Genomic DNA, 21,529 nt, shown 5'->3' with positions numbered 1-21,529 from the left:
CGGCTGAGCGGGAGCGCGCCCGCACCCGCGCACGCACGGAAGGGGACGTGTCGGGGGGTGTCCGCCCGCAGCTGGTTGGCGCGTCAACGGACAGTCAATCGGTCCTCGACCCCATCGCGCCGTTCCGAGGACGGACACCCCCCGGCACGGCCCCGACCCACCACCCAGCGGCACGCGCAACGCGCACCCCCACCGAGGCAGCCACAGGCCGCCGCAGGCACTCCGCCGGCTACGGCATGCCCCCGCCGGCGGTCGGCTGCTCCTCCCCCGCTGCGCGACGCCCGAGGAGGCTGTGCGTGCGGCCGTACAGGAAGTACACGACGAAGCCCGCGGCCATCCAGATGCCGAACCGCACCCACGTCTCGGCCGGAAGGTTGATCATCAGCCACAGCGAGGCGCACACCGACAGGATCGGGATCACCGGCACCCAGGGGGTGCGGAACGCCCGGTGCAGGTCGGGGCGGGTCCTGCGCAGGATGATCACGCCGATGGCGACGACCACGAAGGCGAACAGCGTGCCGATGTTCACCAGGGCGGCAAGCTCGGTCAGCGGCGTGAAGCCGGCCAGGACCGCGATGATCACACCGAGCAGGATCGTCGGCCGGTGCGGCGTCTTGAACCGCGGGTGGACGCGCGAGAAGAACCGCGGCAGCAGCCCGTCACGGCTCATCGCGAAGAACACCCGGGTCTGGCCGAGCAGCAGGATCATGCACACCGTCGTCAAGCCGACCGCGGCGCCGAAGCTGATGAAGCCCGCGAACCACGGATGCCCGGTCGCCTTGAACGCATCCGCCAACGGCGCGTCCACGGACAGCTCGCGGTAGTTCTGCATGCCGGTGACGACGATCGACACGAGCACGTACAGCGTGGTGCAGATCAGCAGCGACCCCAGAATGCCCCGCGGCATGTCCCGCTGCGGATTCCGGGTCTCCTCCGCCGCCGTGGCCACGACGTCGAAGCCGATGAAGGCGAAGAACACCACCGATGCGGCCGTGAAGATGCCCATCACGCCGAAGTTGGAGGGCGCCCAGCCGAACATCAACTGGATGAGCGGGGCATCGAGACTGCTCCCGGCCTCCACGGGCTGTTCCTTCGGGATGAACGGGTCGTAGTTGTCGCCGTTGATGAGGAACGCACCCGCGATGATCACGACGAGGACGACCGTCACCTTGATGGCGACGACGAGCGACGTGATCCGCGCCGACAGCTTCATGCCGAGCACGAGAATGAAGGTGAGAACCAGGACGAGCGCGGCGGCGAGGATGTCGAAGCCGAAGTCGGAGGCGCCCTCGCGGCTGCCCAGAGCCGCGGGCATCGCCCAGCCCGCGTTGTCCATGAGCGACTGGACGTAGCCCGACCAGCCGACGGCCACCACCGCCGTCCCGAGTGCGAACTCCAGGACCAGGTCCCAGCCGATGATCCAGGCGGGCAGTTCGCCCAGAGAGGCGTACGAGAACGTGTAGGCGGACCCGGCGACCGGAACGGTGGACGCGAACTCCGCGTAACAGAGCGCGGCCAGCGCACAGGCGACGCCGGCCGCGATGAACGCCAGGGCCACCGCCGGCCCGGCGTTGTCCTTTGCGACGGTGCCGGTGAGAACGAAGATGCCGGTGCCGATGATCACGCCGACGCCGAAGACGGTCAGATCCAGCGCGGACAAGGACTTCTTGAGCGCGTGCTCTGGCTCCTCGGTGTCGAGGATGGACTGCTCGACCTTCTTCGTCCGGAAGAGGGTGCTGCTCACGGGGTACCTCCCACGCTTGTCGTCCTCGACATGATCGAGAGGGGGCACCCATCCGTATGCCCCGGCGGCGATGCGTTCACGCCAATGGGCCGGTTTCACCACCCTTCGCAGGGGAGAAACCGGCCCATTCAGGCGTGTATGTCGCGGACGTCAGTCGCGCGCGGGCTCCACGGACTCCACCGCGTCCGCGGCACCACCCTCGTACCGCCCGTCCAGCTTGGCGACCAGCCCGGTCACCTGGCGGGCGATGTCCGGCGCGGTGAGGCCGATCTCGGCGAGGACCTCGGCGCGGGAGGCGTGGTCGAGGAAGCGCGGCGGGATGCCGAAGTCGCGCAGCGGCACGTCGACGCCCCCGTCCCGCAATGCCTGGGCGATCGCCGAGCCCACGCCACCGACCCGGCTGTTGTCCTCGACGGTGACGACGACGCGGTGCCGCTCGGCGAGCGGGGCCATGGCCTCGTCGACGGGCTTGACCCAGCGCGGGTCGACGACGGTGGTGGAGATTCCCTGCCTGTCGAGCAGGCCGGCGATCTCCAGACACATCGGCGCGAGGGCGCCGACGGAGACCAGCAGCACGTCCGGCCGGTCGGTGCCGGGCTCGCGCAGCACGTCCATGCCGCCGACGCGGCCGACCGCGGGTACGGCGGGGCCGACGGCGCCCTTGGAGAAGCGGACCACGGTCGGCGCGTCGTCGACGGCGACGGCCTCGCGCAGCTGCGCGCGGACCTGGTCCGCGTCACGCGGCGCGGCCAGCCGCAGCCCGGGGACGACCTGGAGGATCGACATGTCCCACATGCCGTTGTGTGAGGCCCCGTCGGTGCCGGTGACACCGGCCCGGTCCAGGACGAAGGTGACACCGCACTTGTGCAGGGCCACGTCCATCAGCACCTGGTCGAAGGCGCGGTTGAGGAAGGTGGCGTACACGGCGAACACCGGGTGGACGCCGCCCGTCGCGAGGCCCGCCGCGGACACCGCGCCGTGCTGCTCGGCGATACCGACGTCGTAGACCCGCTCGGGGAACCGCTTGGCGAACTTGTCGAGGCCCACCGGCTGGAGCATGGCGGCGGTGATGGCGACGATGTCCTCGCGCTCCTCACCGAGCTTGACCATCTCCTCGCCGAACACGGACGTCCAGTCGGCGCCGGAGGAGGCGATCGGCAGGCCGGTGTCGGGGTGGATCTTGCCGACGGCGTGGAAGCGGTCGGCCTCGTCCTGGAGGGCGGGCTGGTAGCCGCGGCCCTTCTCGGTGAGGCAGTGCACGATGACCGGCCCGCCGAACCGCTTGGCCCGGGCGAGCGCGGACTCCAGCGCCTCGAGGTCGTGGCCGTCGATCGGGCCGACGTACTTCAGGCCGAGGTCCTCGAACATGCCCTGCGGGGCGATGAAGTCCTTCAGACCCTTCTTGGCGCCGTGCAGGGTGTCGTACAGGGCCTGGCCGACGACCGGCGTGCGCTCCAGGACCTCCTTGGTGCGGGCGAGGAACCGCTCGTAGCCGTCGGTGGTGCGCAGGGTCGCCAGGTGGTTGGCGAGGCCGCCGATGGTCGGCGCGTAGGACCGCTCGTTGTCGTTGACGACGATGACGAGCGGGCGGTCCTTGGCGTCGGCGATGTTGTTCAGCGCCTCCCAGGCCATGCCGCCGGTCAGCGCCCCGTCGCCGATGACGGCCACGACGTGGCTGTCGCGCTTCATCAGCTGGTTGGCCTTGGCGATGCCGTCGGCCCAGCCGAGGACGGTCGAGGCGTGCGAGTTCTCGATGATGTCGTGCTCGGACTCGGCCTGCGAGGGGTAGCCGGACAGGCCGCCCTTCATCTTCAGTTTGGAGAAGTCCTGACGGCCGGTGAGCAGCTTGTGCACGTAGGACTGGTGGCCGGTGTCCCAGAGGACCTTGTCCTTGGGCGAGTCGAAAACCCGGTGCAGCGCGATGGTGAGCTCCACCACGCCGAGGTTGGGACCGAGGTGACCGCCGGTCTTGGAGACCGCTTCGACAAGGAAGGTCCGGATCTCCTCCGCCAGCTGGTTCAGCTCCTCCGGGCTGAGCCGGTCCAGATCGCGCGGTCCCCTGATACGGGTCAGCAGCGGCACCCGTGCCTCCTTGCTGTAGAGCTGATCGAGCTGTTGCCGGGCGTGTCGAGTCTAATGTTCCGCCCTTGAGGACCGTGCCGTGGCCGTGGGTCGTACGTCACGCATTCGGCTGTACCCAACTTGTGCCACACCTACGACACAACTGTGCCCGGCACCACCAGGCACCGGGCACAGATTCTTCCAAAGGGGCGGAACCGCATCGCCGCCAGGGGCGCGGGGAACTGCGCGACCAGCCCCCCACACGCCCGCGGTCGAAGTACTACGCGCGCCCCGCGGTCTTCTGCGTCTTGCGCGTCACGGCGTCGATCACCACCGTGGCCAACAGCACACCACCCGTGATCATGTACTGCACCGGCGAGGCGATGCCCTCGAGGGCGAGCCCGTACTGGATCGACACGATCACCAGCACACCGAGCAGCGCGTTCCACGTGCGCCCGCGACCGCCGAACAGCGACGTGCCGCCGATGACCGCCGCGGCGATCGCGTTCATCAGCAGGTCACCACCACCGGCGCCCTGGTTCGCCGCGGCGATCTTCGACGCGATGAACAGACCGCCCACCGCCGCGAAGGTGCCGGAGATCGCGAACACCGAGATCCGCACCAGCTCCACGTTGATACCGGCCCGCCGCGACGCCTCGACGCTGCCGCCGAGCGCGAACACCTTCCGGCCGTACGACGTCCGCCGCAGTACGAAGTCCGTGACCAGCAGCACCGCGATGAAGATCACCACGGCCAGCGGGAGGCCCTTGTACTGGTTGAAGACGATGGCGACGGCGAAGGCGAGGACCGCCAGCAGCACCGTCCGCACGATGGTCTCGCTCAGCGGCCTAGACGGCACTCCCGCGGCCTCGCGCCGCCGGTTGCCGAGGAAGGAGCTGAGGAAGTACCCGGCGGTCACCACCGCGGCCAGACCGTACGCGGCGGCCACGTCGGAGAAGTAGTAGCTCGTCAGCTGGGCCACGACCCCGTCCGGGTCGAGGTTGATGGTGCCGTTGTCGCCCAGGATCTGGAGCATGAAGCCGTTCCAGAACAGCAGGCCGGCCAGCGTGACGGCGAACGCGGGAACGCCGACCTTCGCGAAGAAGAAGCCGTGCAGCACGCCGGCGACGGTGCCGGTGAGGATGGCCAGCACGAAGGCGAGCCACTCGTTCATGCCGTTGGTGACGTTCAGCACGGCGAAGCTCGCACCGGCGACACCGGAGACCGAGCCGACCGACAGGTCGATCTCGCCGAGCAGCAGCACGAACACGATACCGACGGCGATCATGCCCGTGCCGACCATGGCGACGGACATGTCGGACAGGTTGCCCGCGGTGAGGAAGTTGGAGTTCAGGCTGGTGAAGATGGCCCAGATGATCACCAGGCCGATGACGACCGGGATGGACCCCAGGTCACCGGACTTCATCTTCCGCCTGAACTCGGTGATGTAGCCGGCGAGACCCTGCTCGCGCACCAGCAGCCGGGGGTCGACGACGGTGACGGCGGCCTTGGCCGCCTCGGGGTTCTCCACGATGTGGTCTTCGGGTGCTCCCGGAGCCGCGGAGGTCTTGTCGATGCTCACTTGGAACCCTCCCCGTTCGTGCGCGCCGCACGGCGGGTCACGGCGTTGTCGGTGGCGCCGGTGATGGCGGAGATGATCTCTTCCTGCGAGGTCGACTTGACCTCGAAGACACCGTTGTTGCGGCCGAGCCGCAGCACGGCGACCTTGTCCGCGACGGCCTTGACGTCGGCCATGTTGTGGCTGATGAGGATCACGGCGTGGCCGCGCTCGCGCAGCCGCTCGACGAGGTCGAGGACCTGCGCGGTCTGCTCGACGCCGAGGGCGGCGGTGGGCTCGTCGAGGATGACCAGCTTGGGCTCGCCGAGCATGGAGCGGGCGATGGCCACGGTCTGGCGCTGGCCGCCGGAGAGCGAGGCGATCGGGATGCGCACGCTGGGGATGCGGATCGACAGCGTGTCGAGCAGCTCACGGGAGCGGCGCTCCATCTCCACCTCGTCCAGGACGCCGCGCTTGCGGATCTCCCGGCCCAGGTAGAGGTTGCCGACGACGTCGATGTTGTCGCACAGCGCGAGGTCCTGGTAGACGGTCGCGATGCCCAGGTTCTGGGCGTCGTGCGGCTTGTTGATCTGGACGGACCTGCCGTCCCATTCGATGACGCCCTCATCGATGGGGTGCACGCCGGCGATCGTCTTGACCAGCGTGGACTTTCCGGCGCCGTTGTCGCCGACCAGGGCGACCACCTCACCGGCGTGGACCTCAAGCTCTACGTCGGTGAGCGCCTGGACGGCACCGAAACGCTTGGAGACCCCGCGCAACGCCAGCACGGGCGTAGCGGACACGTGAACCATCTCCTTCGCCGCCTGACCCGGCGGGAGGTATGTACAGAAGGTTTGACAGAGAGTGCGGGAGTGATCACTCCGGCGCCCCGCGTAGCTTGCGGGGCTGGTATGGCGGGGCGCCGGAGGAACTCGGGGCAGCCGGCCCCGGAGCGGAGTCACGGGAGTCCGGAGGCGGACTCCCGTGTCCCGGTGGAGGACCTGACGGCTGCTTACTTGAGGCCGATCTTGTCGCAGGCGGCCTTGTACTTGCCCGTGCAGATCTCGGCGACGGTGTAGATGCCGTCCTTTATGACGGTGTCGTTGATGTTGTCCTTGGTCAGGGAGACGACCGGGACCAGGACCGACGGGATGGCCTTGGTGGTGGGGCTGTCGACCTTGTCCTTGGCGATGGAGTCGAGCGACTTGCCCTGGGCGAGGGCGACGGCCATCTCGGCCGCGACGTTCGCCTCCTGCGGGTAGGGCTTGTAGACGCTCATGTACTGCTCACCGGTGACGATACGCTGCACACCCGCGAGTTCGGCGTCCTGGCCGGTGACGGGGATGTCGGCGATGCCGGCGGCCTTGAGGGCCGTGATGATGCCGCCCGCCATGCCGTCGTTGGCGGAGTAGACGCCGACGATCTTGTCCTTGCCGAGGGCGGAGATGGCGCCCTCCATGTTGGAGTTGGCGTTCTCCGGCTTCCACTCCTTGGTGTCGTACTCGCGGCCGACCTTCACCTTGCCGTCGAGGACGGAGTGGGCACCCTTCTTGAACTGGGCGGCGTTGGGGTCGGTGGACGACCCGTTCATCATGACGATCTGGCCGTCCTTGGCCTTGTCGCCCAGGGCCTTCAGCAGGGCCTCGCCCTGGGTCTTGCCGACGGTCTCGTTGTCGAACGAGGTGTAGGCGTCGATCGGGCCCTCGGCCAGGCGGTCGTAGGCGACGACGGGGATGCCCGCGTCCTTGGCCTTCTTCACCGAGCCGGCGATGGCCTTGGAGTCCACGGCGTCGATGATCAGCACGTCGACCTTGTTGGTCACCATCGTGTCGACCTGCTGGTTCTGCGTGCTGGCGTCCTGCTTGGCGTTGGCGTAGACGACCTCGCCCTTGCCGCCCGTGAGTTCCTTGACCTTCTTCTCGATGAGCACCCGGTCGAACTTCTCGTACCGCGCGGTCGCGTTCTCCGGAAGGAGCAGGCCGACCTTGATGTCGTCGCCCTTCTTGGGGGACCCGGAGGAGTCGGCGTTGTCGCCGGACTCCTTGGCGCTGCCACAGGCAGCAAGCGAAACAGCCATCGCACCAGCGGCAACAACAACGGCGGCGCGACGCATACGCGTGTTCACTTCAGAAACCTCCCTGACGAGGCCGCGACGTTGCGGCCGAGGTGGCTGGAAGTCAACTCGGCCACACGTGCGACGTCAAGAAGTAAATCCTTAACGAGATGGCAACGGTGCCATCCGTTCTCTAAGTGAAGGCAGGCGCGGCCGTCTGCAGCGCTCCGGCGGCAGTTCCGTCCAAAAGCGTTGAATCGCCCATCTCACTGAGGGCCAGGGCGAGCGCTCCGAGCACCTCCGCACGGCCGCCGAGCGCCCCGGGGAGAACGGACAGGTGGCGGGCCGCACTGGGGATGGCGTAGCGGCTCACGGACTCCCGGATGGGCCCGAGGACCAGCTCACCGGCCTCGGCGAGATCACCGCCGAGGACCACGCGGCTCGGGTTCAGCAGGTTGCACAGGTTGGCGACTCCGCTTCCGATGTGGCGGCCGACGTCGGCGATCACCCGACGGCAGCCCGGGTCTCCGTCCCGCGCCAGTCGTACGACGCCTTCCATGGTCAGGTCGGTGCCGTGGCTGGACTGGAGGAGCGGGAGCACGTAGCGCGCGGCCGCGAAGGTCTCCAGGCAGCCGCGGTTTCCGCAGCGGCAGACGGGGCCGGATTCGTCGAGTGTAATATGTCCGATTTCTCCTGCGGTACCGCCGGGGCCTCGGTAGATCTTGCCGTTGATCACCAGGCCGGCGCCGACACCGCTGGCGACCTTGATGTAGGCCAGGTCGCGCACGCCCCGGCCGCTGCCCCAGACCATCTCGCCCAGGGCGCCGAGGTTGGCGTCGTTGTCCACGTGCACGGGGACACCGAGGCGGCCGCGGAGCTCTTCCGCGGGCCTGGTGCCGGTCCAGCCGGGCAGGATCGCGGTCGAGCCGAGGGTGCCGGACTCGACGTCGATCGGGCCGGGTACGCCGAGGCCGACGCCGGCGATCTTGGACCGGTCGACACCGGTCGCCTCGATCAGCCGGCTGACCAGTTGTTCCGCCCGGTCGAAGCCCTGGGCCGAGGAGGCGTCCACGTCCAGCGGCTCGGCCTCCTCGGCGAGCACCTGGTGGGCCAGGTTCCCCACCGCGACGCGCAGGTGGGTGTGCCCGAAGTCGACCCCGATGACGATCCCGGCGTCCCCGCTCAGCGAAACGCTCCGGGCCCGGCGTCCGCCGGCCGAGGTGGGTGTGACCTCGACGGTGCCGCTGTCCTTCAACTCCCGGACGATGTTGGAGACCGTCGCCGCGGACAGACCGGTCGTCCGCGCGATCTCGGCCTGGGTGAGGGAGCCCGCCAGGCGTACGGCTCGTACGACCCGCTCCAGGTTGGCTCGGTGCAGCGATGACTGCGACCCCGGAGTCTCCACGACGACCTCCTGCGCGCGGGGCCGCTTCGGTGAGACCCCGTCCATGTCCAACTAGTGAACTCTAAGTCGAGCCGTTCGGGTTGCCTCCCGTCAAGAGGTTGAACTGATTCCGGGGTGTGTGCGGGTGGTTGCGCAGGGCTACGTGGTGGTTCGCGCTTTCTGTCGCCGGGTGCCTGCGGCGGCCTGTGGCGGCTTCGGTGGGGGGTGCGCGTAGCGCCAGCGGTCGTGGTGGGTCGGGGCCGCGCCGGGGGGTGTCCGTCCTCGGAACGGCGCGATGGGGAGTCGTGCCGCTGGGGCGGCACGGGTGGGCGTGGGGGTCCCCCCTGTTCGAGCGAAGCCGAGAACTTGGGGGAGGCACCCCGCCACGCCGGGCTGCGCACCCACCCCGCCCCCGCACCAACGCCGAGCGCCTGCCTACGGCCGGGTTCCGCAAGGCCCCGCCCAGCAATGGCGCCGAGCACCTCGAAACGCCGGTGGGACCCGCCGGCCCGCGTTACTTCAGCGCCCCCGCCGTCAGCCCCTGCACCACCTGCCGCTGGAAGATGACGTACGCGGCCAGAACCGGGAGCATCGCCATCACCAGGCCCGCGAAGAGGCCCGACCAGTCACCCTTGTAGCCCTGGCTCACGGCCAGCTGGACGAGGCCCTGGGTGAGGACGCGCTTGTCCGGGTCGGTGTTCAGGACCGTGGGCAGCATGTACTGGTTCCACTGGCCCAGGAAGTTGAAGATGCCGACGCTGACCAGGCCGGGCTTGGCCATCGGCAGCATGATCTGGAAGAACGTGCGGCTGTGGGAGGCGCCGTCGACGAAGGCCGCCTCGGCGATCGACGTCGGCAGCGTGCGGAAGAACGCCGTGAGGAAGAACACCGTGAACGGCAGCGAGTAGGCGATGTAGACCAGGATCAGCCCGTGGATGGTGTTCAGCAGGCCCATGTTGTTCACGACGTAGAACAGCGGGACCAGCGCCAGCATGATCGGGAAGCTCATGCCGCCGATGAACAGGTAGTAGATGAAGCGGTTGCCCGGGAAGTCGAAGCGGGCCAGGACGTAGGCCGCCATCGAGCCGAGGACCAGGGTGCCGATGAGTGAACCCCCCACCACCAGGACGGTGTTGAGGAAGTAGTCGCTCATGTTGGCCTCGGTCCAGGCCCGTGACCAGTTGTCGAAGTGCAGTGAGTCCGGGAGCGACCAGGGCGAGCTGAAGATCGACCTGTCGTCCTTGAAGGACGTCATGACCGCCCAGAGCAGCGGCATGACCACCATGATCGCCCAGATGACCAGGACGCCGTGGGAGAAGACGTTGAGGACGGTGCCCTCTTTCTTCTCCGCAGGGGGCGGGGCCGGTGGGGTGTCGGACTTGGTGAGGGGGGCGCCGGACTCGGCGGGCAGGGGCGCGGGGGTCTCCGTCGTCTTCATTTGTTCAGTACTCCAGCCGCTCGCGACGGCCCAGCCGCATCACCACGGCGGCGAAGGCCAGCGTGACGACGAGCAGGGCGACACCGATGGTGGTGGCGTAGGCGGCCTGCCCGTCACGGAACGCCTTCTGGTACACGTACAGGACCATGACGGTGGTCGAGTAGTCGGGACCGCCCGGACCGGTGGTCATGATCTGCACGACCGCGAACGACTCGGCGCCCAGGGCGAGGATGCCCATGTAGACCCAGCCGGACTGCACGGTGTCCCACAGCAGGGGCAGGGTGATGCGGAAGAAGGTGGTGACGCGGTTCGCGCCGTCCAGGAGGGCCGCCTCGTACATCTCTCCGGGGATGGAGGCCATTCCGGCGGAGAAGAGGACCACGAAGAAGCCCACCGTGGACCAGACGAGGACCGCCATCACGGCCCACAGTGCGAGGTCGGGGTCGCCCAGCCAGAGCGGCTGGACGTTGTCGAGGCCGATCCCGCGCAGGATGGAGTTGATCGCGCCGCTGTCCGGGTTGTACGCGAACGCGAACAGCAGCGCGACGATGGCGATGGAGAGCACCTGCGGGAAGAAGTAGACGATCTTGTAGAAGGACGAGCCGCGGACGCCGGTGACCACCGGGCCGTTCTTTCGCTTTCTGCCGCCTACGTTGATCATGAAGGCGAAGAACAGCGCGAGGCCGATCGTCACCACCGGCAGCAGGAGGGCGAACAGCAGGCTGTGCTGCAACGACTTCCAGAAGATCTCGTCGTCGAGCATCCGGCTGTAGTTGCCGAAACCGACCATCTTGAATTCGGGGCTGAGGCCGGTCCAGTCCGTGAACGAGTAGTAGATGGACTGGATGAAAGGCCAGACCACGAAAAGCGCGTACAGTCCCAGGGGCAGCGCGAGGAAGCCCACGATGAACCGGTACTTGCCGTGCTGCATCGCCACTCCGGTGCCGTTGCGGAAATTGGGGTTCCGGTGCCGTTACTGGTGCTTGTAGTGCTTGATGGAGTCGTCCTTGGCGGTCTCGTCGGCGAAGCCCTGGATCTTCTTGATGGCCTCGGCGGGTGTGAGGCGGCCGGCCATCATCTCGCCGAGACCGGAGACGCCGATCTTCTCCTTCTGCAACTGGACGTACCAGTCCTGCATACGGGGGTTCACCACGTTGTCGCCGGCCTTGTCCAGCGCCGCGACGCCCGACTTGAGGCCGGGGGTGAGAGCGATGCCGTCGGTGCCGCCGTTGTAGGCGGTCAGCGACTTCACCTTGCTGGTGAAGTTCTTCGAGGACGCCTCGCTGAGCATGATGCGCAGCTGCTCCATACCGCCGGCGGCGTTCTTGGCCTTGGCGGGGACGATGAAGGGTTCGCCGCCGGAGGCCCAGATGGTGCCGAACGGCAGCTTGTCGGAGGAGTCGAGGCCGGTGGGCGCGGAGACGGCCAGGTCGAAGTCCTTCGGGATGACGTTGGCCGACTCGTTCTCCACCCAGGAGCCGTTCGGGATGAAGAGGGCCTTGCCCTGGGCCCACGCGGTCTGCGACTGGATGTGGTCCAGGCCCGGGGTGCCCTTGAGGACGTAGCCCTTCTTGTAGAGCTCGTAGTAGGCCTCGAAGCATGCCTTGACGGCCGGGTGCTTCCAGGCGTTCGGCTCCAGGTTGTCGATGGCGTCGAGGACCTCGCGGCCGCCCACCTTGCCGATCATCGGGTAGAGCGAGAACGGGAGGTAGTACGGGTATTTGCCCGCGTACGTCCAGCCCGCCATGCCTTTCTTCTTGGCCTTCTCGCAGACCGTGAGCATCTGGTCCCAGGTCTCGGGGTACTGCTCGTCGAGCGAGTCGAGGGCCTTCTGCGAGTACCAGACGCCGTAGACCGTGTAGGCGTAGTAGAGGATCCAGACCGGGGCGCCGTCGAACTGGCCCATCTCGACGATGCCGGGGCGCAGTGTGTCGCGGACCTTCTTGGCCGGGTCGTCGTAGGACGGCGCGTCCAGCAGCGGGGTGAGGTCGGTGAGCTGGTTCTTGCCGACCAGGACGCCCATGTCCATCTGCTCGGCGCCGGAGTTGTCGATGAGGTCCGGCGGGGTGCCCTGGTTGAAGCGGGGCTGGAGGGTGGACTGGATCTTCTGGGTGGCGGAGAACTTCACCTGTGCCTTCGGGAAGTTCTTCTCGTAGATCTTCACCGCGTCCTCGGCGTACTCCTTGCCGAAGCCGCCGTCGAACAGGACGAATTCCATGCCCGCGGTGTCGTTGACGGCGAGCGGGTTCTTCGCGGTCTTCTTGCCGGCCTTGGCCTTGTCGCCGCTGTCGTCGCCACCACTGCTGGCGCAGGCGGAGAGGAAGCTCATCGTCGGTACGGAGATCAGCCCGAGCGCGGCGGACCTCTTGATCAGATCACGGCGGCCGACACCCTCGGTGCCGTGGTTCTCGGCGGAAGTGGATCCCATGCTCAAGTCCTCGCCTTCTCCAGGACTCAGGCGGTGAACCGGATCCTTCCGGCACCGCGATCGGGTCAAGCTGGGTCGTGCAGGAAAGTGCGGGTGGTGACGTGCGGATTATGTGAAGCGCCCGACAGGTATAGTCCACTTCCCGCCAGCGGATCAAGATCGAACACAGGGTTGGTCACGGCCTTATCCGAGTTGAGACCTCGCGGAAAGACGAGCGGTCCGTGTGCTGCTCGGTGGAGAAATCCCGGTCATCGCCTGCGAATGCCACAACCAACACCCTTGACACCCTTCGTCACTTGAGCGACTACTGGTCCTTGCGCCTCGAAGTTGACAACGTTGTCCACCGCGCACGGAGGGTACCCGTTGATGCAGCGGAAATCTCGGCACAGATGGGGTTCGGCGGTCGTGTCGACGACCGCCTTCGCTTTGGCTCTGAGCTCGCAGGGCGTTGCGGTCGCACTGCCTGAAGCTCCGGAGGCCGCCGACCGGAGGTTCGCCTCCTCCTTCGAGGCGGACGACCCGGTTCCGGACTGGTTGAACACCGTCGACACCGCCCCCGACGGCGGCAAACGCGCCTCGGGGGTCGACGGCGGCTACAGCAGCGGGATCCCGGGCAATGTGACGGACCAGGTGACGGATGTCCGGGCCAGCGCCGAGAACACGGGCGGCGGGGAGGTGAAGGAGAACCTCGTCGACGGCGAGCCGAGCACCAAGTGGCTCGCGTTCGAGCCCACCGGGTGGGCCGAGTTCGACCTGGACAAACCAGTCAAAGTGGTGCGTTACGCACTGACGTCGGCGAACGACCACGACGAGCGCGATCCCAGGGACTGGACGCTGAAGGGCTCCACCGACGGCAAGGACTGGAAGACGCTCGACAGCCGTACCGGCGAGTTCTTCTCCGAGCGGTTCCAGACGAAGAGCTACGAGCCGGCGGAGCCTGCCGAGTACCGGCATTTCCGGCTCGACGTCACCGGGAACAACGGCGGTGACATCCTCCAGCTCGCCGATGTGCAGTTCTCCACGGGCGGCGGCGACGGGCCCGTCCCGCAGGACATGCTCTCGCTCGTGGACCGTGGTCCGAGCGGCTCCCCCACCGCCAAGGCGGGCGCCGGGTTCACGGGAAAGCGGGCCCTGCGTTACGCCGGTCGGCACACCGCCGACGGGCCGGCGTACTCGTACAACAAGGTCTTCGACGTCGACGTGGCCGTCGGGCGGCACACCCGGCTGTCGTACCGGATCTTCCCGTCGATGGCGGACGGCGACCTCGACTACGACGCGACCAACGTCTCCGTCGACCTCGCCTTCACCGACGGCACCCATCTGAGCGGCCTGCGGGCCACCGACCAGCACGGCTTTCCGCTGACGCCGCGGGGGCAGGGCGCTTCGAAGGTCCTGTACGTCAACCAGTGGAACAACGTGGTCTCGCGGATCGGGTCGGTCGCGGCCGGGAAGACCGTGGACCGGATCCTGGTGGCGTACGACTCGCCCAAGGGCCCGGCGAGGTTCCGGGGCTGGCTGGACGACGTGACCATCGAGTCCGTCGTGCCCGAGCGCCCGAGCGCCCATCTGTCCGACTACGCGGTGACGACCCGCGGCACCAACTCCAGCGGCGGCTTCTCACGGGGCAACAACTTCCCCGCGACGGCGGTGCCGCACGGGTTCAACTTCTGGACGCCGGTGACCAACGCGGGATCGCTGAGCTGGCTGTACGACTACGCGCGTGCGAACAACGCGGACAACCTGCCGACGATCCAGGCGTTCAGCGCGAGCCACGAGCCGAGTCCGTGGATGGGTGACCGGCAGACGTTCCAGGTGATGCCGTCCGTCGCGGCCGGTACCCCGGACCTGGGCCGGGAGGCCCGGGAGCTGGCCTTCCGGCACGAGAACGAGACCGCGCGGCCGTACTACTACGGGGTGCGGTTCGAGAACGGGCTGAAGGCCGAGATGGCGCCGACGGATCACGCGGCGGCACTGCGCTTCACCTACCCCGGCGACGACGCGAGCGTCCTCTTCGACAACGTGACGGATCAGGCGGGGCTCACGCTCGACAAGGAGAACGGGACCGTCACCGGCTACTCCGACGTGAAGTCCGGGCTGTCGACGGGCGCGACCCGGCTGTTCGTCTACGGCGAGTTCGACAAGCCGGTGAGCGAGGGTTCGTCGTCCGGTGTGAAGGGCTACCTCAGGTTCAGGGCCGACGACCGGACCGTCACCCTGCGCCTCGCGACCTCGCTCATCAGCGTCGACCAGGCCAGGGACAACCTCCGCCAGGAGATCCCGGACGGCACCTCCTTCGAGGCGGTCAAGCGGAGCGCCCAGCGGCAGTGGGACCGGTTGCTCGGCAAGGTCGAGGTCGAGGGCGCGACCCCCGACCAGCTGACCACGCTGTACTCCAGCCTGTACCGGCTGTACCTGTACCCGAACTCCGGTTTCGAGAAGGTCGGCGGGGAGCACCGGTACGCCTCGCCCTTCTCCCCCATGCCGAAGCCGGACACCCCGACCCACACCGGGGCGAAGATCGTCGACGGCAAGGTGTACGTGAACAACGGCTTCTGGGACACGTACCGGACGACCTGGCCGGCGTACTCGTTCCTGACCCCGTCGCGGGCGGGTGAACTGGTGGACGGGTTCGTGCAGCAGTACAAGGACGGCGGCTGGACCTCCCGCTGGTCCTCCCCGGGCTACGCGGACCTCATGACCGGCACGTCCTCGGACGTGGCGTTCGCGGACGCGTACGTCAAGGGCGTCGGCTTCGACGCGAAGGCGGCGTACGAAGCGGCCGTGAAGAACGCGACGGTCGTACCGCCGAACCCGGGCGTCGGCCGCAAGGGCATGGCCACGTCCCCCTTCCTCGGCTACACGAGCACCGAGACGCGCGAGGGCCTGTCCTGGGCGCTGGAGGGCTACCTCAACGACTACGGCATCTCCCGCATGGGGCGGAAGCTGTACGAGGAGACCGGCGAGCGGCGCTACAAGGAGGAGGCGCAGTACTTCCTCGACCGCGCCCAGGACTATGTGAACCTCTTCGACACGAAGGCCGGTTTCTTCCAGGGCCGGGACGCGAAGGGCGACTGGCGGGTCGAGTCCGCGAAGTACGACCCACGGGTGTGGGGTCACGACTACACCGAGACCAACGGATGGGGGTACGCCTTCACCGCCCCGCACGACAGCCGGGGCCTGGCCAACCTGTACGGCGGTCGGAAGGGCCTCGCCGACAAGCTCGACGCGTACTTCTCCACGCCGGAGACCGCCTCCCCCGAGTTCGTCGGCTCCTACGGCGGTGTCATCCACGAGATGACGGAGGCGCGGGACGTGCGGATGGGCATGTACGGGCACTCCAACCAGGTCGCCCACCACGCGATCTACATGTACGACGCGGCCGGACAGCCCTGGAAGGCGCAGAAGAACGTCCGCGAGGTGCTGTCCCGGCTGTACACCGGCAGCGAGATCGGCCAGGGATACCACGGCGACGAGGACAACGGCGAGCAGTCGGCCTGGTTCCTGTTCTCCGCGCTCGGCTTCTACCCGCTGGTGATGGGCAGCGGCGAGTACGCGATCGGCTCACCGCTGTTCGAGAAGGCGACCGTGCACCTGGAGAACGGGCGCGAGCTGGTGGTGAAGGCGCCGCGGAACAGCGCGAGGAACGTGTACGTGCAGGGGCTGAAGGTCAACGGCCGGACGTGGACCAAGACCTCACTGCCGCACTCGGTGGTCGCCAGGGGCGGTGTCCTGGAGTTCGACATGGGTCCGCGGCCGTCGTCGTGGGGCACGGGCAAGCATGCCGCGCCCGTGTCGATCACCCGGGACGGCAACGTGCCGACGCCCCGCGCGGACGTGCTGGAGGGTGAGGGCGCCCTGTTCGACGACACGTCGGCGACGGACGCGACGGTGACCTCCGTGGACCTGCCGGCCGCTGAGCGGACGGAGGCGGTCCAGTACACCCTGACGTCGTCGTCCGACCGGACGAGGGCACCGGCCGGCTGGACGCTCCAGGGCTCGTCCGACGGCACCACCTGGCAAACCCTGGACCGGCGCTCCGGGGAGTCCTTCGCGTGGGACCGGCAGACCCGCGCGTTCAGCGTGAGGGCCCCGGGTACGTACGAGAAGTACCGCCTGGTCCTCGACGGCGAGGGCACCCTGGCGGAGGTCGAACTGCTCTCCTGAGCAAGTGAGTTGGGGGTCTCATGCCGCTTCCCGTGCCCGTCCCGCCGAAGGGTGTCGACCCGGCCTGGCTGCCGCCCGCCGCCTTCCGGGCGGTCGGCGGCCGGCGGACGCTGATCCGTGGATCGGGTCCGCTGGTGGAGACGGTGCACGGGGAGGTGGCGGAGGCCTGCCGTCGGTCCGGGGGCCGGGTGGTACGAGATGCCGCGCCGGGCGGCACGTACGACCTGGTTCTCGGCCTCGGCGCCGACGGTCTCGGCGACGAGGGCTTCACGGTCGCCCGCGAGGGCGGCACGACGACCGTCATGGCCTCCGGTGGGCGGGGGTTGCTGTACGGCCTGTTCCATGTCGTACGGCTCGGCGAGGACGCCTTCCGCGGTGAGCGGGCCCGCGAGGTCCACCGCCCCGCGCTCGCCCTGCGCATGCTCGACCACTGGGACAACGTGGCCGTGCATCCCGTCATGGGCCAGGTGGAGCGCGGGTACGCGGGCGGCTCGCTGTTCTGGGACGACGGGCGGGCACGCGGCGGCCTGGAGCGGGTGCGGGCGTACGGCAGGCTGCTGGCGGCCTGCGGGATCAACGCGGTCGCCGTCAACAACGTCAACGTGCACGAGACCGAGGCACGTCTGCTGACCGACCGGATCGGTGAAGTGGCCTTGCTGGCCGACGCGTTCCGGCCCTACGGCATCCGGACGCACCTGTCGGTCACCTTCGCCGCGCCGATGCTGCTCGGCGGGCTGCCCACGGCCGATCCGCTGGACGAGACGGTGCGGGACTGGTGGGCCGGGGCGACGCGAGGGGTGTACGAGGCGATACCCGACTTCGGCGGGTACGTGGTGAAGGCCGACTCGGAGGGGCAGCCGGGACCGTTCGCCTACGGCCGCAGTCACGCGGACGGAGCGAACCTGCTGGCGGCGGCGCTGGATCCGTTCGGCGGCACGGTGCACTGGCGGGCGTTCGTCTACAACCACCGCCAGGACTGGCGGGACCGGACGACGGACCGGGCCCGTGCCGCGTACGACCATTTCGTGCCGCTGGACGGGGAGTTCGCCGGCAACGCCGTGCTGCAGGTGAAGCACGGGCCGATGGACTTCCAGGTGCGCGAGCCGGTCTCGCCGTTGATCGGCGCGATGCCGCGCACTCGACTGGCGGTGGAGTTGCAGGTCACGCAGGAGTACACCGGGCAGCAGCGGCATGTGTGCTGGCTGGGGCCGATGTGGAGCGAGGTGCTGCGGTTCCGGCATGAACAGGGATCCTCGGTAGGTGAGTTGGCCCGAGGGGGGCTTGTGGCCGTGTCCAACGCCGGTGACGACCCGTTCTGGACCGGGCATCCGCTGGCGCAGGCGAACCTGTACACCTTCGGGCGGCTGGCCTGGCGGCCGGACGCCGAGCCGCGCGAGGTGCTCGACGAGTGGATCGGGCTCACCTTCCCGGACGCCCCGGCCCGGTTGGCCGACGGACTGCACGCGGTGCTCGACGGCTCGTGGCGGACGTACGAGAAGTACACCGCTCCCCTCGGCGTGGGCTTCATGGTGCAGCCGGGGCACCACTACGGGCCGAGTGTCGACGGGTACGAGTACAGCCCGTGGGGGACGTACCACTTCGCCGACCGGGACGGAATCGGGGTGGACCGGAGCGTGGCCACCGGCACGGGATACGCCGGGCAGTACGGCAAGCCGTGGTCCGAGCTGTACGAGTCGCCGGACACCTGCCCGGACGAGCTGCTGCTGTTCTTCCACCATGTGCCGTACGGGCATGTGCTGAAGAGCGGGAAGACCGTGATCCAGCACATCTACGACACGCACTTCGAGGGTGTGGCGGAGGTCGAGGAGGCCCGGGGGACGTGGGCCTCGCTCGCCGGGCTGGTGGATCCGGCGCGTCACGCGCGGGTGGCGGAGCGGTACGAGGAGCAGCTCCGCGGCGCCCGCGAGTGGCGCGACCAGATCAACAGCTACTTCTTCCGCAAGTCCGGGGTGCCGGACGCGCGGGGGCGGCGGGTCTACTGAAGGATCACGACGCCGTAGGGGTCCAGGACCAGGGGTTCGCCCTGGTCCACGCGCTTGCCGGTGAGCAGGTCGGTGGCGGTGGCGTGGGCTGTGAGGCGGGCCGGTTCGGGGGCGTGGTTGAGGAGGAAGAGCAGACGGGTGCCGTCGGGGGCGATCCGGGTGGCGGTCTCCACCGCCGGGTGGTCCGCGTAGGGGCCGATGAGGTCGTGGCGGGTCAGGATGCGGCGGACGACCTCGTCGACGCCCGGCTGGTCGAGGGCGGTGGCGACGTACCAGCCCTCGCCCTCACCGAACCGGTTGCGGGTGACGGCGGGGGTGCCCGCGTAGAAGTCGGTGCCGTAGGTGGCGACCGGTTCGGCGCCGCGCGGCTGCACGATCTCGAAGACGAGCCGGGCCTCGGCGCCCAGTTCGGGGACGGGCCGGGCGAACTCCGGCGGCCGGGAGTCCCACTCGTCCACGCGGACACCCATGAGGGGCGCGAGGGGGCCGGGCACGTCGGTGAGGAAGGCACGGTCGTGCTCGTCGACGCGGCCGGAGAGGAAGGTGGTCAGGACTGTGCCGCCGCGTTCGGCCACTGCTTCGAGACGGGGCGCGAGGTCCCCCTTGATCATGTGGAGGGCGGGAGCGAGGACCACGTCGTAGGGGGCGAGGTCGGCGGTCCGCGGGATCACGTCGACGTCGGCGCCCGCCTCCCGGGCGGCCCGGTAGTAGGCGTGGACCACGTCCGGGTACTTCACCAGCCGGGACGGGCCGTCGGAGATCTCCAGGGCCCACCAGCTGTCCCAGTCGAAGAGGAGGGCGGTGCGGGCCGGGGTGCGGGCTCCGAGTGTGCGGTCTCCGAGCGCCTCCAGTTCCCTTCCCAGCTCGGCTGCTTCACGGAAGACCCGGGTGTCGTCGCGGCCCGCGTGGCCGATGACCGCCCCGTGGTACTTCTCGCAGGCGCCCCGTGAGGCGCGCATCTGGAAGTAGAGGGCGGCGTCCGCGCCGTGGGCGATCGCCTGGAAGGTGGCGAGACGGAGTTCGCCGGGCCGGCGGAGCGGGTTGACGTCCCGGCAGGCCGTCGTCGACGGGGTCTGTTCCATCAGCCAGAAGGGGGCTCCGTCCTTCAGGCCGCGCATCAGGTCGTGGGCGAGGGCGGGTCGGGTCGGCGGGGCGTCGAGGGGCGGGTAGTTGTCCCAGGAGGCGAAGTCGAGGTGGGGCGCCCAGCGGTGGTAGTCGAGGGGGCGAAAGATGCCCATGAAGTTGGTGGTGACCGGCGTGTGCGGGTCGTGGGCGCGGATCACCTCCTTCTCGGCCAGGAAGCAGCCGAGGAGGGCGTCGGTGGTGAAGCGGAAGTAGTCGAGGGTGATGCCCTGGAAGGCGGTGTGGTCGGGGCCGCGCCAGTGCTCGGTGAGGGCGTTGGGCGGCTCGATCTGGTCCCAGTCGGTGTAGCGGTGCGACCAGAAGGCCGTGCACCAGGCGTCGTTGAGGGCGTCCAGGGTGCCGTGCCGGTCCCGGAGCCACACCCGGAACGCCTCGGCGCACAGGTCGCAGTAACAGGCGCCGCCGTACTCGTTGTTGACGTGCCAGGCGAGCAGGGCCGGGTGGTGCGCGTACCGTTCGGCGAGGCGGGAGGCCAGCGCGGTGGCGTGCTCGCGGTACGCCGGTGAGCTGGGGCAGAAGTTGTGGCGCTGGCCGTAGCGGTGGCGGCGGCCCTCGAAGTCGGTGCGGTTGACCTCGGGGTGCCGCTTGGCCAGCCAGGGCGGGAGGGCGGCGGTGCCGGTGGCCAGGCAGACCCGGCGGCCCTCGGTGGCGGCCCGGTCCAGGATCCGGTCCAGGACGGTGAAGTCGTAGGTGTCCGGGGCCGGCTGGGTGAGGGACCAGGTGAAGACGCCGACGGTGAGCGTGTCGATGCCGGCCCGGGTGAACAGGCGGTGGTCGTCGTCCTGGACCGCCTCGGGCCACTGCTCGGGGTTGTAGTCGCCGCCGTAGGGGATCTTGGGGGTGCGGGGCGCGGTCATGCCGTGAAGTGCTCCTGGGTCTCGGTGATCACCGTGCGGCTGCCGTGCAGCAGGGACAGCAGCAGGGGGGCGGCCAGCAGGGCGGGCAGGGCCTCGGTCAGCAGGGCGGTGAGTGCGGCCGTGAGGATCAGCAGGGAGGCGGCGGCGAGGGTGGCGCGGCCGTGCCGGAACAGGAAGTACCCGGCGAGGCGGGCGGTGTCGCGGGCGCGGAAAGCGAACAGTGCGGTGAGGACGAGGGCGTGCGCGCCCCAGAGGAGGGAGCCGGCGCCGATCGCCCCGAGCAGCAGCGCCCACCAGCCGGGCAGGCCGCTGGCGGAGAAGTGGGTGAGGGTGAAGGCGATGACCGTCAGCCAGGCCAGCAGGGGTGTCCACAGTCTCAGCGCCGGTACGGCGTTGAGCCGCCAGCCGCGCAGGAAGGCGCGGGCCGGGTGGAGTTCGGTGAGGTCGCGGCTGCGGTGGTGGAGGGCGTAGAGCGCGGCGGACAGGGCCGGGCCGAGGGGCAGCAGGCACAGGGCCGCGAGGGGCAGGTTGGCGGGGTCCCGGCCGAGCAGGAGCAGTCCGGCCAGGCCCGGGGCGGCGGTGAGGAGCAGCAGCGCCTCGACGGTGAGGAGGGTGTGGATCAGGGCGGAGGCGCGGGAGAGGGTGCCGGTGCCGAAGCCGGAGGTGCCTACGGTGCTCATACGGGCGCTCCGGTCC

At 69.1% G+C, this 21,529-nt stretch carries 13 protein-coding genes; 2 read left to right on the top strand and 11 right to left on the bottom strand.

Going from position 1 to position 21,529, the window contains the following annotated elements; genetic code table 11:
- Nucleotides 1-229: 229 nt before the first annotated feature.
- The 9 genes from IE97_RS0124625 to ngcE all read right to left on the bottom strand — a co-directional run bounded on the left by IE97_RS0124625 (nucleotide 230) and on the right by ngcE (nucleotide 12,666).
- Nucleotides 230-1,744 carry an amino acid permease gene (locus IE97_RS0124625; protein ID WP_037835784.1) on the bottom strand — a complete coding sequence of 505 codons (1,515 nt, stop codon included), beginning with the start codon at nucleotides 1,742-1,744 and terminating at the stop codon, nucleotides 230-232.
- A gap of 150 nt (nucleotides 1,745-1,894) precedes the next feature.
- Nucleotides 1,895-3,826 (bottom strand): 1-deoxy-D-xylulose-5-phosphate synthase, encoded by a 1,932-nt coding sequence (gene dxs, locus IE97_RS0124620; RefSeq protein WP_030244555.1) that lies wholly within the window; start codon nucleotides 3,824-3,826, stop codon nucleotides 1,895-1,897.
- 259 nt (nucleotides 3,827-4,085) lie between these two features.
- Nucleotides 4,086-5,387 (bottom strand): sugar ABC transporter permease, encoded by a 1,302-nt coding sequence (locus tag IE97_RS0124615; protein WP_030244553.1) that lies wholly within the window; start codon nucleotides 5,385-5,387, stop codon nucleotides 4,086-4,088.
- Nucleotides 5,384-6,175: an ATP-binding cassette domain-containing protein gene (locus tag IE97_RS0124610; RefSeq protein WP_030244550.1), complete on the bottom strand. Its 792-nt coding sequence runs from the start codon at nucleotides 6,173-6,175 to the stop codon at nucleotides 5,384-5,386. Before IE97_RS0124610 ends, IE97_RS0124615 begins: the two co-directional genes overlap by 4 nt.
- 200 nt (nucleotides 6,176-6,375) lie before the next feature.
- A complete protein-coding gene (locus IE97_RS0124605) occupies nucleotides 6,376-7,476 on the bottom strand; it encodes a sugar ABC transporter substrate-binding protein (protein WP_030244548.1) in 1,101 nt (366 codons plus the stop codon).
- Between the two features lie 133 nt (nucleotides 7,477-7,609).
- Nucleotides 7,610-8,821, bottom strand: coding sequence for an ROK family transcriptional regulator (locus IE97_RS0124600; RefSeq protein ID WP_030244546.1), 1,212 nt, complete (start codon nucleotides 8,819-8,821; stop codon nucleotides 7,610-7,612).
- Nucleotides 8,822-9,314: 493 nt separating this feature from the next.
- Nucleotides 9,315-10,238 (bottom strand): carbohydrate ABC transporter permease, encoded by a 924-nt coding sequence (locus IE97_RS0124595; protein ID WP_030244544.1) that lies wholly within the window; start codon nucleotides 10,236-10,238, stop codon nucleotides 9,315-9,317.
- Nucleotides 10,239-10,242: 4 nt separating this feature from the next.
- Nucleotides 10,243-11,169 (bottom strand): carbohydrate ABC transporter permease, encoded by a 927-nt coding sequence (locus tag IE97_RS0124590; protein ID WP_030244542.1) that lies wholly within the window; start codon nucleotides 11,167-11,169, stop codon nucleotides 10,243-10,245.
- A 42-nt stretch (nucleotides 11,170-11,211) separates the two neighbouring features.
- Entirely contained in the window at nucleotides 11,212-12,666 is a 1,455-nt protein-coding gene (gene ngcE / locus IE97_RS0124585) for an N-acetylglucosamine/diacetylchitobiose ABC transporter substrate-binding protein (RefSeq protein WP_030244539.1), read from the bottom strand.
- Nucleotides 12,667-13,032: 366 nt separating this feature from the next.
- Here ngcE and IE97_RS0124580 point away from each other — a divergent pair, with 366 nt between their 5' ends.
- Complete coding sequence (locus IE97_RS0124580; protein ID WP_199807009.1) at nucleotides 13,033-16,830, top strand: GH92 family glycosyl hydrolase; 3,798 nt, start codon at nucleotides 13,033-13,035, stop codon at nucleotides 16,828-16,830.
- 20 nt (nucleotides 16,831-16,850) lie between these two features.
- On the top strand, nucleotides 16,851-18,833 hold the full coding sequence (locus IE97_RS0124575; RefSeq protein ID WP_030244534.1) for an alpha-glucuronidase: 1,983 nt from the start codon (nucleotides 16,851-16,853) through the stop codon (nucleotides 18,831-18,833).
- Here the strand turns inward: IE97_RS0124575 and IE97_RS0124570 are convergent.
- Nucleotides 18,827-20,833 carry a beta-galactosidase gene (locus IE97_RS0124570; RefSeq protein ID WP_030244532.1) on the bottom strand — a complete coding sequence of 669 codons (2,007 nt, stop codon included), beginning with the start codon at nucleotides 20,831-20,833 and terminating at the stop codon, nucleotides 18,827-18,829. The two genes, IE97_RS0124575 and IE97_RS0124570, sit on opposite strands and share 7 nt — an antisense overlap.
- Nucleotides 20,830-21,513 carry a hypothetical protein gene (locus IE97_RS0124565; protein ID WP_030244530.1) on the bottom strand — a complete coding sequence of 228 codons (684 nt, stop codon included), beginning with the start codon at nucleotides 21,511-21,513 and terminating at the stop codon, nucleotides 20,830-20,832. Before IE97_RS0124565 ends, IE97_RS0124570 begins: the two co-directional genes overlap by 4 nt.
- Nucleotides 21,514-21,529 lie beyond the last annotated feature (16 nt).

Origin of the sequence: Streptomyces sp. NRRL S-455 (assembly GCF_000717875.1) — a bacterium.
In the GTDB taxonomy this organism is placed as follows: domain Bacteria; phylum Actinomycetota; class Actinomycetes; order Streptomycetales; family Streptomycetaceae; genus Streptomyces.
Note: the sequence above shows the minus strand (reverse complement) of the source record. Positions and strands in the feature narration are given on the sequence as shown.

What these genes read in the sequence shown, in the direction of transcription:
- IE97_RS0124610 (WP_030244550.1), bottom strand. Translation starts at nt 6,175, where the DNA reads ATGGTTCACGTGTCCGCTACGCCCGTGCTGGCGTTGCGCGGGGTCTCC.
- IE97_RS0124580 (WP_199807009.1), top strand. Translation starts at nt 13,033, where the DNA reads ATGCAGCGGAAATCTCGGCACAGATGGGGTTCGGCGGTCGTGTCGACG.
- IE97_RS0124595 (WP_030244544.1), bottom strand. Translation starts at nt 10,238, where the DNA reads ATGAAGACGACGGAGACCCCCGCGCCCCTGCCCGCCGAGTCCGGCGCC.
- IE97_RS0124575 (WP_030244534.1), top strand. Translation starts at nt 16,851, where the DNA reads ATGCCGCTTCCCGTGCCCGTCCCGCCGAAGGGTGTCGACCCGGCCTGG.
- IE97_RS0124570 (WP_030244532.1), bottom strand. Translation starts at nt 20,833, where the DNA reads ATGACCGCGCCCCGCACCCCCAAGATCCCCTACGGCGGCGACTACAAC.
- IE97_RS0124590 (WP_030244542.1), bottom strand. Translation starts at nt 11,169, where the DNA reads ATGCAGCACGGCAAGTACCGGTTCATCGTGGGCTTCCTCGCGCTGCCC.
- IE97_RS0124605 (WP_030244548.1), bottom strand. Translation starts at nt 7,476, where the DNA reads ATGCGTCGCGCCGCCGTTGTTGTTGCCGCTGGTGCGATGGCTGTTTCG.
- IE97_RS0124565 (WP_030244530.1), bottom strand. Translation starts at nt 21,513, where the DNA reads ATGAGCACCGTAGGCACCTCCGGCTTCGGCACCGGCACCCTCTCCCGC.
- ngcE (WP_030244539.1), bottom strand. Translation starts at nt 12,666, where the DNA reads ATGGGATCCACTTCCGCCGAGAACCACGGCACCGAGGGTGTCGGCCGC.